General features: G+C 45.2%; 18 protein-coding genes and 1 pseudogene. 5 read left to right on the forward strand and 14 right to left on the reverse strand.

The features are described 5' to 3' along the window. The 10 genes and pseudogenes from C3V36_01260 to C3V36_01305 all read right to left on the reverse strand — a co-directional run bounded on the left by C3V36_01260 (window position 1) and on the right by C3V36_01305 (window position 10,270). Window positions 1-753, reverse strand: coding sequence for a glycosyl transferase family 2 (locus tag C3V36_01260; protein ID AVM70392.1), 753 nt, complete (start codon window positions 751-753; stop codon window positions 1-3). A gap of 107 nt (window positions 754-860) precedes the next feature. Next, complete coding sequence (locus C3V36_01265) at window positions 861-1,583, reverse strand: NAD-dependent protein deacylase (protein AVM68012.1); 723 nt, start codon at window positions 1,581-1,583, stop codon at window positions 861-863. 183 nt (window positions 1,584-1,766) lie between these two features. Continuing rightward, a pseudogene (locus C3V36_01270) lies at window positions 1,767-2,558 on the reverse strand (cell filamentation protein). Window positions 2,559-2,626: 68 nt separating this feature from the next. Beyond that, entirely contained in the window at window positions 2,627-3,235 is a 609-nt protein-coding gene (locus C3V36_01275; protein ID AVM68013.1) for a hypothetical protein, read from the reverse strand. A 314-nt stretch (window positions 3,236-3,549) separates the two neighbouring features. Beyond that, window positions 3,550-4,665, reverse strand: coding sequence for an iron ABC transporter substrate-binding protein (locus C3V36_01280; GenBank protein ID AVM68014.1), 1,116 nt, complete (start codon window positions 4,663-4,665; stop codon window positions 3,550-3,552). 31 nt (window positions 4,666-4,696) lie between these two features. Continuing rightward, a complete protein-coding gene (locus tag C3V36_01285; GenBank protein AVM68015.1) occupies window positions 4,697-5,212 on the reverse strand; it encodes an adenine phosphoribosyltransferase in 516 nt (171 codons plus the stop codon). Between the two features lie 22 nt (window positions 5,213-5,234). Continuing rightward, entirely contained in the window at window positions 5,235-7,301 is a 2,067-nt protein-coding gene (recJ, locus tag C3V36_01290) for a single-stranded-DNA-specific exonuclease RecJ (GenBank protein AVM68016.1), read from the reverse strand. A gap of 179 nt (window positions 7,302-7,480) precedes the next feature. Further along, window positions 7,481-8,179 (reverse strand): DNA-binding response regulator, encoded by a 699-nt coding sequence (locus tag C3V36_01295; protein ID AVM68017.1) that lies wholly within the window; start codon window positions 8,177-8,179, stop codon window positions 7,481-7,483. 1 nt (window position 8,180) lies between these two features. Next, window positions 8,181-9,377, reverse strand: a complete 1,197-nt coding sequence (locus tag C3V36_01300) for a two-component sensor histidine kinase (protein ID AVM68018.1) — start codon at window positions 9,375-9,377, stop codon at window positions 8,181-8,183. A 35-nt stretch (window positions 9,378-9,412) separates the two neighbouring features. Beyond that, on the reverse strand, window positions 9,413-10,270 hold the full coding sequence (locus C3V36_01305) for a hydrolase (GenBank protein ID AVM68019.1): 858 nt from the start codon (window positions 10,268-10,270) through the stop codon (window positions 9,413-9,415). Window positions 10,271-10,505: 235 nt separating this feature from the next. On the opposite strand from C3V36_01305, the gene C3V36_01310 reads away from it, so the two are divergent. Continuing rightward, complete coding sequence (locus tag C3V36_01310; GenBank protein AVM68020.1) at window positions 10,506-11,597, forward strand: hypothetical protein; 1,092 nt, start codon at window positions 10,506-10,508, stop codon at window positions 11,595-11,597. Between the two features lie 66 nt (window positions 11,598-11,663). Here C3V36_01310 and C3V36_01315 read toward each other — a convergent pair whose 3' ends face one another. The 4 genes from C3V36_01315 to C3V36_01330 all read right to left on the reverse strand — a co-directional run bounded on the left by C3V36_01315 (window position 11,664) and on the right by C3V36_01330 (window position 14,863). Beyond that, window positions 11,664-12,407: a 2,3-diphosphoglycerate-dependent phosphoglycerate mutase gene (locus tag C3V36_01315; protein AVM68021.1), complete on the reverse strand. Its 744-nt coding sequence runs from the start codon at window positions 12,405-12,407 to the stop codon at window positions 11,664-11,666. Between the two features lie 67 nt (window positions 12,408-12,474). Further along, window positions 12,475-12,672, reverse strand: coding sequence for a hypothetical protein (locus C3V36_01320; GenBank protein AVM68022.1), 198 nt, complete (start codon window positions 12,670-12,672; stop codon window positions 12,475-12,477). 5 nt (window positions 12,673-12,677) lie between these two features. Next, the gene (locus C3V36_01325; protein AVM68023.1) at window positions 12,678-13,109 is read right to left on the reverse strand and encodes a 23S rRNA (pseudouridine(1915)-N(3))-methyltransferase RlmH; all 432 of its coding nucleotides are present in this window, start codon (window positions 13,107-13,109) and stop codon (window positions 12,678-12,680) included. A 1,526-nt stretch (window positions 13,110-14,635) separates the two neighbouring features. Continuing rightward, window positions 14,636-14,863: a hypothetical protein gene (locus tag C3V36_01330; protein AVM68024.1), complete on the reverse strand. Its 228-nt coding sequence runs from the start codon at window positions 14,861-14,863 to the stop codon at window positions 14,636-14,638. Window positions 14,864-14,972: 109 nt separating this feature from the next. Here C3V36_01330 and C3V36_01335 point away from each other — a divergent pair, with 109 nt between their 5' ends. The 4 genes from C3V36_01335 to C3V36_01350 are packed head-to-tail and all read left to right on the forward strand — an operon-like array spanning window position 14,973 to window position 16,238. Next, the gene (locus C3V36_01335; GenBank protein ID AVM68025.1) at window positions 14,973-15,296 is read left to right on the forward strand and encodes an XRE family transcriptional regulator; all 324 of its coding nucleotides are present in this window, start codon (window positions 14,973-14,975) and stop codon (window positions 15,294-15,296) included. Continuing rightward, window positions 15,297-15,545, forward strand: coding sequence for a plasmid stabilization protein (locus tag C3V36_01340; GenBank protein ID AVM68026.1), 249 nt, complete (start codon window positions 15,297-15,299; stop codon window positions 15,543-15,545). Beyond that, complete coding sequence (locus C3V36_01345; protein AVM68027.1) at window positions 15,542-15,745, forward strand: hypothetical protein; 204 nt, start codon at window positions 15,542-15,544, stop codon at window positions 15,743-15,745. The genes C3V36_01340 and C3V36_01345 overlap by 4 nt, the downstream gene beginning before the upstream one ends. Before the next feature lie 28 nt (window positions 15,746-15,773). Beyond that, window positions 15,774-16,238, forward strand: a complete 465-nt coding sequence (locus C3V36_01350) for a hypothetical protein (GenBank protein ID AVM68028.1) — start codon at window positions 15,774-15,776, stop codon at window positions 16,236-16,238. Window positions 16,239-16,260 lie beyond the last annotated feature (22 nt).

Raw genomic sequence — 16,260 nt, forward strand, 5'->3', positions numbered from 1 at the left:
CTACCCTCTCCTTGCATATTTCACTATCCCGTTTCCTAAGTGCCACATCAGATGCCACGCCGACCTTATCCGGCCGATCCCCATTTCCCGATAAACTCCATAAGTCATATAAATAGATTTCCACTTGTTTCGGGATTTACCGCCTTCCGTCATGCGCGACATCAAAAACGGCTGATTGATGCCATAAGCCGCATCATATTTTCTTAGTACACTCAGCCATTGCAAATAGTCCTCATGCAAATCACTTCGCCGCATAGGAAACTCCAAGGCAACCTCCCGCTTCATTACTACGGAAGAACAAGGAATGATATTATGGTACAGAAGCTGTTTGTAATTTACTTTTTCTTTTACCCCAATTACTTTCTTTAAAGAACGGCCATCCTTATCCATCAATTCTCTGGCGGTATAGCTTAATACACATTGCCTGACGTTCATCAGGCTCATTTGCGCTTTCAGTTTTCCCCTCCGCCACCAATCATCGGCATCCAGATAGGCAATATATCTGCCCTTGGCCGCAGCCACCCCCCTGTTTCTGGAAATGGCCACACCTTGATTCCGGCTGTTACGAATATAATGAATCAACGGCCAGTAACGGCTTTTTTTCAACATTTCCGGCAAGCCATCAGTGGAACAATCGTCAATCACGATAATTTCCAGCGGAAGTTCCTGCGCTAAGGCAGAAGCAATGGCTTTTTCAATATACTTTGCTCCGTTATATACCGGAATAATCACGGATACCAACGGAATCCTCAGATTTTTTCCCTCTTTGCCATTCTTCATTTTACCTTACCCCCTGCTTGCTGTCAACCCTTTTAAAGCTTTTCAATTGCCGCTCCGGCTTACTTAAACTTTTCCTCCCCCTACTCCACCACTTCCCCCAGCACTTTCCCAATCGCCTCATGAATCACCAAATCGGCATTACCATCCTGCGGCGTGGCCTGCTGGTTGATCAGGATCAGGCTTTTCCCCCTAAAATACTGAATCAGCCCGGCAGCCGGATAAACCACCAGCGACGTGCCGCCGATGATCAGGACCTCGGCCTGTGCGATATACCTGACCGCCCGCTCAATCACCGACTGGTCAAGGCTTTCCCCGTAAAGCACTACATCCGGTCGGATAATCCCGCCGCAATGCCCGCATTTCGGCACTCCGTTCTGACTTAAAACATCCTCCAGCTCATACTTCCGGCCGCAATCCATGCAATAATTCCGATAAACCGAGCCATGCAGCTCCAGCACATTTTTCGATCCGGCCGCCTGATGCAGGCCGTCGATATTTTGGGTAATCACCGCCTTGAGTTTCCCCGCAGCCTCTAACTTCGCCAAAGCAATATGCGCCTGATTGGGCTTGGCCTCCGGAAAAAGCAGATGATTTTTATAATAATCATAAAACTCCTCGCAATGCCGCATAAAATAAGCATGGCTCAGCATTTCCTCAACCGCATAAGTCGTTTGGTGCTTTTGATTATACAGCCCCGTCGCCGAACGAAAATCCGGAATTCCGCTCTCGGTCGACACTCCGGCACCGCCAAAAAAGACAATATTATTGCTGCTCTCAATAATTTTTTTCAACTCCTGATCCATCTGCCGTCCTCCCTTCTGCCCAAAATGCCAATCAAACCAAAGCCTTCCCTGATTCTTCGGCTTTCCTGCGATTCCTTATTTCAATTTTTCACGCCATCTCTCGCCCATTGGTTCCTTGTTCCTAAAATCGAAATCTCCCCCTCAACTCTTTCTCATCTCTGCAAGTACATAGTATTGCGCGTCTCAGCCCTCATCCTGATGGAATCGGTATTTTCCTTTTCCGCGTCCGGACACCGGCTCAATCACTCCTCGTTCCGCCATATCTCTCAGCAGTTCCGATGCTCTGGACGGCCTGATATCTATCACCCTCATCACATCCGAACGCCCAAAGATTATTTGTCCTGCAAATGCTTCTCGGAGCTGCAAAATATGATTTGCGGTTTTCCGCTGAAACTTTCTCTCAATGTCCGGTTTTATTTTCTCAATGTCCGGTTTCGTGATTTTAATGTCCGGTTTTACTTCTTCTTTGAATGCCCCGCTAATATGCAAAGTCCGGTTCTGAAGCAAATTCCGCTCATCCAAAAGAAGGTTTCTTAGGAATAGCTCCAGATACTCTGTCGTCTCATGAATCCCGCTTTTCAGATCATTGTAGTTCGCTCTGACAAGAGAATTTCGGAAATACCATGCATTATCAGCGAAAATATCGTTCGTTACATCAAAGCCCAGCGCGCGCAGGTATTTGATAAAAAACACCGCTGTCGTTCTGGTATTGCCTTCACCAAATACATGGATCTGCCACAGCCTCGAAACGAATACTGCAAGATGGTGAATAATTTCATTCATCGAGAGATTTTTATAAGAAAACTTTCTCTCTTCAGAAAAATCATAGTCCAATGTAGCCCTAAGCTCAGTGGCACTGCCATAAAGCACCGTCGCCCCATCAAGCACCCATTCCTTTTTCGTAATGTTGTAATCTCGGATACGGCCCGCATGGGAATAGATGCCGGCAAACAACTTTCGGTGGATGGAGAGATACCTGTATCACCTCGCTATTCTCTTTTATACATCCAAGAATCCAATCAGCCCGGCAACCACTACCCTTATCATTCCTGCAAATGCTTCAAATCACCAATCAGCACAAACTTCGGCCTTTCACCGCTGCAATCAATCAGGGTCAACCCGGTATTTTCAATCAGCGGCGGCTCCCAAACCTCGTCTATTTTTTTCCCTTGCCAGAAGCAGCAAAACGCCTTGATACATGCACCGTGTGATACCGCCAAAATATCCTGATTTTTGGCTCTTTCAAACAAAAAATGCCCTGCCTTTTCAACCTGTTTAAACATCTCGGCAAAACTTTGTCCGCCCTCCGGCGGCAGATAATTCTGCGGATGATACCGATAATCCGCCAAATCTCCGGCTCCAATCTGCTTTAATTCCGTCACCGTCCGCCCTTCCCAGATGCCAAAACCCATCTCATTCAGTTCCGGCAAAGAATGTACCGGCAATCCCCGGCTGCCCTGCACGATCTCAGCCGTCTGAATTGCCCGCCCCAGCGCAGAGGCGTAAACCTCTTTAAAATCAACATCTGCCAAGGCTTTTGCCAGCTTGGCGGCATCCGCCCGGCCTTTTTCCGTCAAAGCTGAATCACACAAACCCTGAATCCTTTCCTGCACATTGAATTCCGTTTGTCCATGTCTAACTAAATATAACATAATTTGTCCTTCCTGTTTTCACTGTAAAATCTATAATCGGCTTTCTCCCCTTAAAAAGCTTTCCCTTCGCTATCTAACCTTTTCTGTCTAACAGCCATCCTTATTCTATGCCAATTTCAGCGAAAGTTTTCCTTGTCCTTTTCATTATACAATAAACTATTTCCCTTTTTCAACCCCAAATGCCGGTTTTCGGAAAATCAGCCATCCACGGCCATCCATAAAAAAAAACAAAAAAACAAAAGTAAAAAAGCCGCCTTTCCCCAAAGACAGCTTTTCAAACTTATTTCACTCAACTTTCCGCACCGGCCAAAACACTATTTCGCCTCTGCGTTTTCTTCCTGCTCGGCCATTTCATTAAACTGCTCCAGCACAATTTCTTTGTTATTGGCCGCCCACTCCGCATCATAGTCCACCAATCGGATCTCACTTAACTTCTCCATTCCCGCCGGGGCATCCACATCTTCCCGCACCGGCCGGCGCCCCCACATTTTGCTTTGCCTTTGCTGCCACTCCGCCGAGGTTACAAAGTCTATAAAAAGCTTAGCATTATCCGGATGCGGCGCATTTTTAACCAAAGCCACACTATCCGGCGCCGCACTGGTTCCGTCCGCCGGATAAACAAAAGCTACTCTCTTATCATCCGCATATCGAACGGCTGCTTTTTCGAGGGTTAAGCCAACATAATACTCACCCGCCGCCACCAGCTTGTGGCACTGCGACGACGCATCCAAGAGCTTTCCGTCCAAGTTTGCGTAAAACTGCCGCACAAACTCCCAGCCTTTTTCCGTCCCGCCATGACCAAACAGCATCGTACACAGCTGCGTATAGGCCGAGCCGGACTTTGCCGGCGCACAATAAGCAATTTTTCCCCGCCACTGCGGCTGTAAAAGATCTTCCCAGCTCTGTGGAGCTGCCAGCCCCGCCTTTTCAATCAATTCCTTATTGTAAAACAGCACCATCGGCAGCGGACTCTCCCCCGTCCAAATATGCTCGGCATCCTTGTAAACCGCTGGAATAGCGGCATCATTGGCCGAGATATAAGGCGCAAAATACTCTTTATAAGCGGCTACACTGTCGGCTCCGCCGCCCCAAAGCACATCGGCTACCGGCTGACTGGCCTCCATTTTTATCCGATTAATCAGCTCACCCGTTCCGGCCGCTACCACTTCCACCCGAATCTCCGGGTACTTTTGCATAAATTGCTTAATCCCATCGTTCAACGGATCTGCGTCATGCGGTGAATAAACCACTACCGTTCCGGACGGATCAACCGGCTTAGCCGTTTCTACATTTTTCTCTGCCTCTTTAACCGGAACGCTTTCCGCCTTCGTATCCGCAGCCGGCTCCGTCTTTTGACTGCCGCAGGCTGCTAAAATCAAAACCATCCCCAGAGCCAGCACTGCGCTCCAAGTCCTCCGTTTCCTTCTCATAAATCCTCCCCAAGCATTGCAAACCACTCTCTTAATACTGAATCACCGAATGAATATCATAGCCCTTTAAAAGTTCCCGGCCCTTTAAAAACTCCAATTCAATCAAATACACCAGCTTGACCACCTGGCCGCCCATGCTTTCCACCAGCTCAATCATCGCTTTCGTTGTGCCGCCGGTCGCCAAAAGGTCATCGACAATTACCACCTTATCTCCCGGCTGAATTGCATCCACATGAATCTCAATCGTCGCCTGCCCATATTCCAAATCATAAGTCTTGGCCACCGTCTTATACGGCAGTTTACCCGCCTTTCTGACCGGCACAAAGCCCTTTTCCAGATTATAAGCAATCGGCACGCCAAAAATAAAGCCCCGTGATTCCGGCCCCAAAATCAAATCAAAATCACTCGTCCCAATCCCATCCTGCATTTGCCGTACCGCCTCCTGCAGTGTCTTCGGATCATGCAAAATCGGAGTAATATCCCGAAAAATTACTCCCTTCTGCGGAAAATCCTCAATGCTGCGCATTACATCTTTTAAATTCATGATAACCCCTTTCCTTTCCGGCTCCTCACCTAGCTTCTACCATCAAGCGCCGATAAATCCTTGATTGCTCCAACTCCGTCTTTTTCCCTGCCGTCAGTTCAAACGAAAAGCCCTGCTCCGTCCACTTTTGCCGGCAAAGCCCCAGCTCCTCAAACACCGCCAGTCCGGCCAGCGTTCCCGCCAGCTCCTGCTTCTTCTTTTGTCCAAAATAAAACGGAAAATCCCGCCAGGAAAGCTCCCGCTTCCCTTCTGCCGCCAGACGCCGCAACTGCAAATAAATTTGCTTATATTCCGCCCGCTCCGGTGCCGCATACGGCCAAACCGTTCTGTCTTCCCCCTGTAACGCCTTATGCAGCTCCAGCGCAAAACCGCCGATACTTTCCTCCTGACTGAAATAAGTCAACATCAGCTGCGGTTTTTTTATCCCATTCCACTCATTAATCTGAAAACTGCCCGCCGCTTTGACCTCAAAATCCGTCGACAGCCGATCCGCCTCCTGACCCTCAAAAAAAGCCACGCCGTCAATTAACGTCCGCCCCCGGCGCAGACCCAGCCGCAAATGCTGATTTTCCTTGCCCATTTGCCGAATCTCCGCCAAATGACTCTCAACCAAAAACTTTGGCTCCGGATTTCCCTGTCCATAAGGCGCCAAAAGCTCCATTTCCTCCAGCAAAGACAGCGACACTTCCGGCAGCTCGATCACAAAATCAACCGGCTCCAACGGCGTCAGAAGTTCCTCTGTCAGCTTATCCTCGGCATATTCATTTAATCTCTGCCGAAACTCATCAATATCTTTAACCGGTAAAGTCATGCCCGCCGCCATCTCATGGCCGCCGAACTTACTAAACAAATCCTTGCAGCTGCAAAGAGCCTCAAATAAATTAAAACCCGCTACCGAACGAGCCGAACCAACTGCTTTTTCACCCTCAATCGCCAGGACAATCACCGGCCGGTAAAAACGCTCCAGCAACCGGGAAGCCACAATTCCAATCACTCCGTGATGCCAGCCCTCGCCCGCAACCACCAGAATCTTGCTCTGATCACCACTTTCGGCAATCTTAGCCAAAGCCTCCTCCGTAATCCGGTTCTCCGTTTCCTGCCGCCTCTTATTTTCCTCATTTAATTCCTGTGCCAGCGCTGTCGCCCGCTCCGGATTATCGGCAATAAACAGCTCCACTCCCCGCGAAGCATCCCCCATCCGGCCGGCTGCATTCAGCCTCGGGCCTAGGCGAAAGGCCATCGTCCCGCTGCTGACCTTATCCGGCTCAATCTCCGCCGCCGCCAGCAAAGCCTTTAGTCCCTGATTTTCCGTTTTTTTCATCCGCTGCAAAGCTTCCTTGACAAAAACCCGATTTTCATCTATCAGCGGCATCAAATCAGACACCGTTCCCAGCGCCGCCAATTCAATATAATCAAATGGATCCGGCTGCCTATCCACTTTTGCCCCGGCCGCCCGCAAACGGTCAGCCAATGCGCAAATCAGCTTAAATGCCACCCCCGCACCGGCAATCTGTTTAAACGGATAACCATCATCTGGCCGCTTCGGGTCAATCACCGCGTCCGCCGCCGGCAAAAGCTCCTGGCACTCATGATGATCGGTTACCACCACCGTCAGCCCCAGTTCCTTGGCCAAAGCCACCTCCCGAACCGCACTGATACCGGTATCCACCGTCACCAAAAGACGAATCCCGCGGCCTGCCAATTCTCTGACCGCTCCTTCATTCAGACCATAGCCGTCCCTCATCCGATCCGGCAAATAGTACTGCACCGCCCCGCCAATCGCTTTTAAAAATAAATACAAAATCGAAGTCGCGGTAATCCCGTCCACATCATAATCGCCGTAAATACAAATGCTGTCTTGCTTTTCCACAGCCGTTAAAATCAAATCAACCGCCCGCTCCATATCCGCCAGCAAAAACGGATCATAAAGTTCCTCCCGCCGCGGCTGCAAAAACCGTCCGGCTACCTCCGCATCGGCAATCTGTCTGGTCAGCAAAAGTTTAGCAATTAGCAGAGAAACCTTCAGTTCCTCCGCCAATTGCTTCGCCCGGTTTAAATCATATTCTTTTGTGATAATTCTTGCTTTCTTCATATCTGTTCTCTGATACTTTGCAATGTACTATCTGCGCGCCAAAATACCGCTACTTCACAGTCATTTTCATTTGTGCTTGCGCGCTTCCTATCCTAAATTATCCGGCGTTTGCCACCGTCAGAACAAATGCTTCGCATTTGCCGTGCTGCGCGCTTCCTATCCCAATTTATCCGGCAACCCTAAAATTTATTAAAGCGATAACCCGCGCCCCAAACTGTTTCAATGATTTTCGGCTTGCCCGGATTTTCCTCCAACTTTTTGCGCAGCTTTTGAATATGCACCGCTACCGTATTGATGTCGCCAAACTCATCCTCGCCCCAAATCTTTTCAAACAGCTTTTGCTTGGAATGCACAATATCCGGCGTTTCCATAAAAAAGTTCAAAAGATCAAACTCGGTCGTGGTCAGCTGTACTTCCTTGTCATTTAAAAATACCTTACGCGACTCTGGAATCAGGCGTAAGCCCGACACCTCCAGTACTTCCTGCCCCTTGTCTTTGCCGAGCAGGCGGTCATAGCGGGAAATCTGGCTCTTTACCCGAGCTACCAATTCATTCGGATTAAAGGGCTTGGTGATATAATCATCCGCTCCCAATCCCAAACCCTTGATCTTATCAATATCATCGGTTCTGGCCGATACCATCAGGCAGGGAATATCAAGCTTATCCCGAATCGTCATCAGCAAATCGAAACCGCTGACCGTCGGCAGCATAATATCAATGATGATCAATGAAAAATCGCCTTTCAGCGCCGTTTTCATACCGCGCAGACCGTCGGATTCAATCACCACCTCAAAGTCATTGCTTTCCAAAAAGTCTTTTTCCAGATTGGCAATATTTTTATCGTCCTCAATAATCAAGATCCTTTTTTTGTTTTCCATATCAATCCCTCATTTCTACAATTGGCAGCTTGATTGTCATGACCGTTCCCTTATCCAGTTCACTTTGCGCTGTAATCTCTCCGTGGTGCGCCTCTACCAGCTGCTTGGCAATGGAAAGCCCCAATCCTGACCCGCCGATATCCTTACTCCTGGCAGAATCCGCCCGATAAAACACATCAAAAATGGTTTGCAGGTCGCCCGACGGAATCCCCATTCCGTTATCCGCCACCTGAATCCACAACCAGTGCGGATCATTCCATATCCGAAAGAGCAGCGTCTTATTTTCCTTATCGTTATATTTAATGCCGTTTTGAATCAGATTAGACAGCACCCGGGCTATCATCTTCGTATCCAGCATCACCCAACAGCTTTCCCTAAGCCGATCCTCAATCGTTACCTGAACGCCCTGTTCCTCCAACTCCAACTGCTTTTCCAAGAAGAAATCCGCAAAAATCTCATTGGCCAGCATCCGCTTAAAATCATATTCCTGTTCGTCAATATCAAGCTTGGAAAAAAGAAACAAATCGTTAATCAGGTCATTGGTATAGTGCGCGTTTTTGGAAATAATTTCCAAATACTGCTTTTTCTTCTCCTCGTCCTTGGCCACTCCGCTTTGAATCCCGTCAATATAGCCGATAATCGAGGTAATCGGGGTTTTCAAATCATGTGAAATCCCGGCAATCAGGCGTTTGCGGTTTCTTTCGTAGCGGAGCTTTAATTCATTGGCCTCTTTCAACTCCCGGCTCATGTTATTAAAGGAATCGATCAAATCCTCAACCATATTCGAATCAAAGTCGTCAATCGTTACTCCGTAATTGCCTTTGGCAATCTCCTCGGTGGCTGCCTTCATCTTCTCCAAAGGCCCCAGCAGCCGGCGCCGCATCTGAAAGGTAAAAAACAAAGTCCCGATTTCCTTGGTCAACATAGTTACCACCACCGCGACAATGATAAATACCGGCAGATTCAAACGCAAAACCAGGTAAAAAAAGTAAAACAAAATAATAATCGCCGCAAAAAATACAATCGGAATCCATTTCAGAATGCGCTGTATTTTTTCAAAATCACTGACCTTTTCCTCTTCCGGCACGGCCGGACGAACCAGTCCTCTCTCTCGAACTTTTCCCGTCTCCTGCGGCTGCGATTTTCTTCTTTCCATGTTTCTCTCCGCTCTGTTTTTCTGCGGCATACATAGCCGCATTTTTACCGAGCCTCGCTGTTCATTCTTTTAACCCTTTAAAAATAGGTTTCCTCCAAATCAACATACTCGGCAATATCAGACATGATCTCTGTCACGTCGCCCGCTGTCATTTCCAAGACTTCCAAGCTGTTTTCATCAAAATGATACGCCAGGCCATCTGCACCGATATTGACCCCCATCATCATAATCAAATCATCCGCCAAATGGCAAATCATCGCCAGTTTCGGATTCAGCTCCGCCTTAGACGGTTCATGATGGTAGCGAATCACTTCGACAATTTCCGGCGGCAGGTTCCAGCGCTCGGCAATCTTGGCTCCGACCTCGGCATGGGTAAAGCCTAAAACATCCGATTCGGCTTCGATAAAGGCTACATTCTTTTCTTCGACTTCTTTCATCACTTCGTCAAAATTATTCTTGACATATTCATCTAAAACGACCTTGCCGACATCCTTTAAGAGGCCCGCCGTATATGCCAAATCAACTTCCTTAAACTTACATTTTTTGGCAATCGTCTGCGCCGTCATGGCTGACAGTTGCGACTGCCGCCACAGCGCTTCTTTTCCGAGATCATATCCACTTAACTCCTTGGATAAAATAGGACTGACCGTTACGGAAAAAATCATGGATTTGACTGTTCTAAGGCCCAGCACGATTACGGCATCCTCAATAGTCTTGATTTCCCGCCGCCCCCGGTAAAAAGCCGAGTTGGCGACTCGAAGCAGCTTAACCGTCAAACCTTCATCTGTTCGAATCACTTCCTTAATGCTGCTGACCGAAACATTCGGATCGTCCATCATTTTAATTAACTTAATGACCGTTGCCGGAAAGGCAGGAATCGCGTTCACCTTTTGTAAAATTTCTTCCACTGTTATCTTACTCATTTTACACCTCATACTTCGTCAATACAATGAATCCCGGCCGCGTGCCGTCTGCCGGATGATCCGTCTGCTTCATACTCTATCATAGCCTTTTACATTCACTGCGCCTGCTTTAAATTCATAAGCTTAACTATCGCTTCTATTTTACTTTATTTATCGGCTGGTTTCAAGTATTTTATTTATATTTTCTTATTTTCCTTTACATTTTCTGTTTCATACTATATAATGGCAAAATCAAAGGAGAAAATCTATGACAAAAAATATTTTAAAAAAAGAGTTTAAAAATCAAAAAACACCGTTTTTCCGTTGGGCTGTTTTCATTTTTGGGCTTTTTCTGTTTTCATTTGCTGTTCAGGCGCAGGCACCGGCACAAACAACCGAAAGTCCGGCACCGGCAACCGTTACCGAAAGTAGTGCTGAAAATTCCGAAACATCCCAGCCGGGAGTTTCCGAAAACAGCGCTGCTTCGGCAGAGGAAAAGGAAAACACCGCGGAAACCCCGGCTCAACCGGAACCGAAGGGCAGTCCTGAACTGCCCGCCGAACTGCAAAGCGTGTTAAATAATTTTTTGGCCTCACCCTATATGCCGGTCGATATTTTAGTAGGTGACTGGTATTTACGCAATGAAACAGACGCTTTTGAGTTCGGCGGAACCATCTACGTCCCGCTGCGCTCCATCCTCCGGCTGATTCCGAACTCCGTTTTGACCTGGAATCAGGAAGCCCTGCGAGCCGATACTGTTTTTACTATCAACGGGGTTGAACGGAAATTATCTTTTTTTGCCAATTCCAAGCTCTATCTGGATAATGACGTACTTGGAGAAATGCCGGCTTTCTCGTTGCAGCAAAATAGAACAATGATGGTTCCTTTATCTTTTATAGCAAGCCTATTGGATATTACCACCACCTATGATTCCCTATATCATACAGTTTCACTTAACTGCTCCGTTTGGGCATTTGACCCGGCAGCCTCGGCTCCACGTTTTTACAGTCATCTGGAACTCAAAGATTTGGCTCGGTTAATTTATAAGGAGGCCGGCGGCACTTCTTATGCTGCTCTTCACGGAGTTGCCAGCGTGATTTTAAATCATATTCGGCATCCGTATTATCCCAACACCCTATGGGAAGTGATTTATGCCGTTTCCCCTTCGGGCACGCCGCATTATACTCCGGCGCATAAAACCGGTTTTTCTTCGGTTATTCCCGATTACGCCAGCATTCTGGCCGCCAAGCGGGTACTGCGCGGTGAAAACTCAATCGGGAGCTGCATTTTCTTTAACACCAGACCCTTTAAAAACAAGACCATCTACACCAAAATCAACGGCATTTATTTTTGCTATTGATAAGCGGTTTGCCTTAACGATAAAAGCGAAAGCATTTTCTCTGCTTTCGCTTTTGTTTTGTCCTATTTACTTTGCTTTTCCCTGATTGGCAACCGACTCCATCTTCTTTTTCAATTCTTCCTGATCGCCCAGATAATATTTAGCGGTGACGTTAAAGTTTGCATCAAACTCATAAACTAAAGGCACACCGGTCGGAATATTAACCTTCATAATTTCTTCGGCTGTCATCTTATCAAAATACTTAACCAGTGCCCGCAACGAATTGCCGTGTGCCGCAATCAATACTCTTTTACCGGCCAGCATATCTTTCTTGATGACATCTTCAAAGAACGGAACTGCTCTTTCAATCGTTTCTTTCAAACTTTCGGTCAGCGGTAAAAGGCTTGCATCTTCATTCCGGTAAGCTGCCTGATTGCGTGGATTTCTCTCATCCTGCTCCTCCAGTGCCGGCGGCATAACATCAAAAGACCGGCGCCAAATCGTGACCTGATCCTCACCGTATTTCGCAGCTGTCTCGGACTTATTCAATCCCTGCAGCGCCCCGTAATGTCTTTCGTTCAAGCGCCAGGTCTTGTAAACCGGAAGCCATTCTCTGTCCATTTCTTCCAAAATATGATTTAAAGTATGAATTGCTCTCTTTAAATAACTGGTATAACAAACGTCAAAATCATATCCGCCTTCCCGCAGCAGCCGGCCGCCTTCTTTGGCTTCCTGAACGCCCAATTCCGTCAACTCAACGTCTGTCCAGCCGGTAAACAGATTTTTCAGATTCCATTCGCTTTGACCATGTCTGACTAACACTAATTTCATTCCATTTTCTCCTTTTGTGTCCGGTTTTTTCTATCGGTATGATGTAGGCGCCAAAAGCACTTGACACCTATAATACAGAATTGCTTCGGCTCTCACCTCCGCAAATCCTGCCAAAAGATGCTAAACCCCTTTGCCGGAAAGCTCCGCGCCGGATTTCCATACTTTTGCCACTTGTGTTATCAGTATATCGAAATTTCCGGTAAAAATCAATGATAAATTTCAGACTTTCTATTTTTTTGTAAAGTAAAAAACTCAACTTTCCCATGTTCGTCAGCGCAAAGCCAGACCTATCTGCTCCAGCAATATCCAGCGCATCAGCTGATGCGGATACGTCATCGGGCCAAAAGAAAGCTCCCTATCCGCTCTTTTCCTCACCTCTGGCGATAAGCCAAGACTTCCGCCAATCAAAAAGCAAACCGGCTCACCCCGCAGCATGGCAGCAAACTCCCGCGGTCGAAAGGCTTTTCCCTCTAAAGTCAAAGCAATCACCCTCTCCTCCGGCCGAAGCAAACGCAGAATTCTCTCACCTTCCCCGCGCTTGACCATTTCCTTTTCCTTATCCGATAGCTCCTCCGGACACTTTTCATCATCCACCGCTAGTAACTCTAATTTCTCCCTTTGGCGGATACGGCCAGCCTCCTGCAAGACCGCCTGATGAATATATTCTTCTTTGACCGCACCTACACTGATAATTCGAATCATTCCCAAGTCTACCTTCCTGTTATTTTACACACGAAATAGCCGCCTCACTACATCCGAGACGGCTATATTTCCGTATTCAGTTTTTTCATTTCTTCCCTTTCCTATAAAGACTACTTTTCTTCAACGATCAAATGGATTTACTCCTATGCCGGCCAAGTATCCGAAAACCTTTCATGCCACCTATCTGGCATCCCTTATCATTAATTTGAGATTTAGCCCATGCATCTTTCCGAATGTTCCTTTACACACTCTTCATAATTGATCGTCTCTGTACCTCATTGTTACCTGAACTATCGCAGCTTCATTTTCTCAAAACAGACATCTACAGCCCGTCACTCGATCCTGTAAATAACGATATCAGAAAGCTTTTTCCTGTTTTATTATCAAGTATTCAGCCTGAGTTCTGTATGTGCTTTCTCATTTAAAGCTTCATACCTCCGTCATGTTACTTACTATGACTTCTTTCTGTAGGAATCATCTTTACTTCGATTTCCTCTTACTCAGGTATTATCATCTTTTTGCAATCTTGGAAAACCTTATTCGTTTTCTCTTCTCTCGCATATCTATTGATAATCAAACACGCCAAAAGTTAAACGGTACAATAATTAATTCATCCACATTTCCTTATTGCTTTAACATATCAGCCGCTTTCTTTCCATCTTTCGGTTTCTCTTGAAAGTAACAACGAGGGTTTAAATCACTGCCCTTATATACCTTCTTTGGAGTTTCATCATAAAATATCACTCCTTTCCAGCTCGGTTTTCACTTACCGTCGGTTGTGAATAGTTACCCTTCTCAAATCATCATATAACACGAAACCACATTATACAATTTATTTGATAAGAACGTTCCGGATCCGTTCTTTAATTGTATATTACAATACATATTTCAAAATGTCAATAGCCTTTTTCTTATTTTATTATTTTTTTATCTTTTCCGGAATTTCTGCTCTTTTAATTCTTTTATTCTTTCGATCTCTAATAATTTTTATATCTTTAACTGTCTTTTAATATTTTATATCTTCTTTTTCTTATTTTCTTTATATTATTCTGATTATTAACTCTCTCCGCTCACCCCCACCCGAAGTTTATTGTTTCCCGTCTTCCAACGAAGTACTATGAAAATTCCGGAGTTTTGAATTTATCCCGTCTGCAACCTATTTTATAAAATTCGAATATCCCCTTATTTTTCAACGTTTTTTACGCCGTAATAAATATAAATGGTAAAATAAAGTGTCCGCTTTTTGGAGAGGAAGAATCGTTAGATATTGTTTCTCCAGCTTTTCGATCTCTTTGAGCACACATTCACTTGTTTTGCTTTCCATTTTCCTTATTATCTGTTTTCTCGTCTTCCTCTCGGTCAATACCAATAAACATGCTTTGCTCGTCCTTGTTCCAACTACTGTATCCATTTCCCAATGATAGGCATTTTCTCTGTCATTGATTTCTTTTTTCCTTGTCTCTATACTTTTTCCTCCCAGCTTTTTAATCTTTTTGGCAATTTTTTTGCTCTCATATCGTCCCTTTTTATGGTAGGGCAGATCCTTTCTGGTTAATTCTATAATTCCCTTGTTTCTTCCTTTGCTTTTCCTCATATAATTCTTGCGCTTTCTCTGGACTGTATTCATTATACTTCCTTAAATCACTTCTTAGCAGTCCTTCTACCATCCCTCGTTTGATTTCTCTGCGGATTGTTCTGGCCGATACTCCGATTCTCTCTGCTATCTCCTTTTGCTTTGTCTCCATTCTTACCATTGCCAATATTTGATTCCGTTCCGCGTGTAACTTGCCAAGATGTTTTTTCTTGACTTATTACTTTTTTGCGATATAATCAAGTTACATTAATTGAAAGGAGGATTTCAAAATGGCTATTGGGAAAAGAATAAAAGCATTGAGAGAAAATCTTTCTATTACACAAGAAGAATTAGCGAAACAGATAGGCACTACAAAGCAAAATATATATAAGTACGAAAATGAAATTGTAACAAATATTCCTTCTGATAAAATTGAATCTCTTGCAAATATCCTTAATACCACTCCCGCCTACCTAATGGGCTGGGAAGAAGATGTCCAAGACTACACCCCACCACAAACGATAGCGGTACACGCCACAGAAGACTTGACCGAAGAAGAACAGGAAAAAGTAAGGGAATATATCCAATTCCTTAAAATGAAGCGAGGGCTGTAAATGGAGATAGTTTATTCTAAGCAAGCGGTCAAAGACTTAAAATCCATACAAAAACAAGAAGCTATCAAAATCATGGAGCAAATTGCAAAACTTCCTCTTGGCGATGTAAAAGCCTTGCAAGGTTCAGAGGGACAAAGATATCGCTTGCGCGTTGGGAGATATAGAGCTTTATTTTACTATTTGGAAAATGATATTATAATTTATAAAGTAGCACCAAGAAGCAAAATATACAAAGGAGATTACCTATGATTACAACAGCACAAAAAGAGAATGTACTAGAATTGCTTGATAAATTAGATGATAGGGATTTCGCAATTGTTTATGGTATGATTTCCAATATGTTAAGTCTTGATGACATAGAAACTGCTGATGACTACAAGGCTTATCAAGAATCTACTAAAGAATCTGTTTTCACAAGGCACGAAGATTTATTAAAAGAACTTTTGTAATTTTCAAAAGACGAAGCGAGGGCTGTAAATGGAATTACATCAAGTAGAAGATATGATTCGGGCAAGGAATATCACTCTAATAAAAGATGATATTCCGGTTAGTAAATTAAAAGGGTTATATTTTGACAATACGATTATATTTGACCGTTCGCTTTCTACTTCTGCGGAAAAGATATATATATTAGCCGAAGAACTCGGCCACTATGAAACCGGCAGCATCGATATCCTCGATCAGAGCCAGATGGCCAACCGAAAACAGGAGCGGAAAGCGCACCGCTGGGCAATAAAGGAGCTTATCAGTCTTGACGATATCATCAGAGCCAGCAAGGAAGATATTCATAATTTCTTTGAACTGGCGGAATTCTTAAACGTTACCGAGGACTTTTTGCGAGAGGAAATTGAGATTTTAAAAGAAATCTACGGCACGCATACAGAATATGACGGCAAGATTATTCAATTTGAGCCGCTGGATGTTTGGGAAGAAAAAAGGTAACTATTTTAAAAAATAAACAAAA

This window comes from Lachnospiraceae bacterium oral taxon 500 (assembly GCA_002999035.1).
Taxonomy (GTDB): Bacteria; Bacillota; Clostridia; order Lachnospirales; family Vallitaleaceae; genus W11650.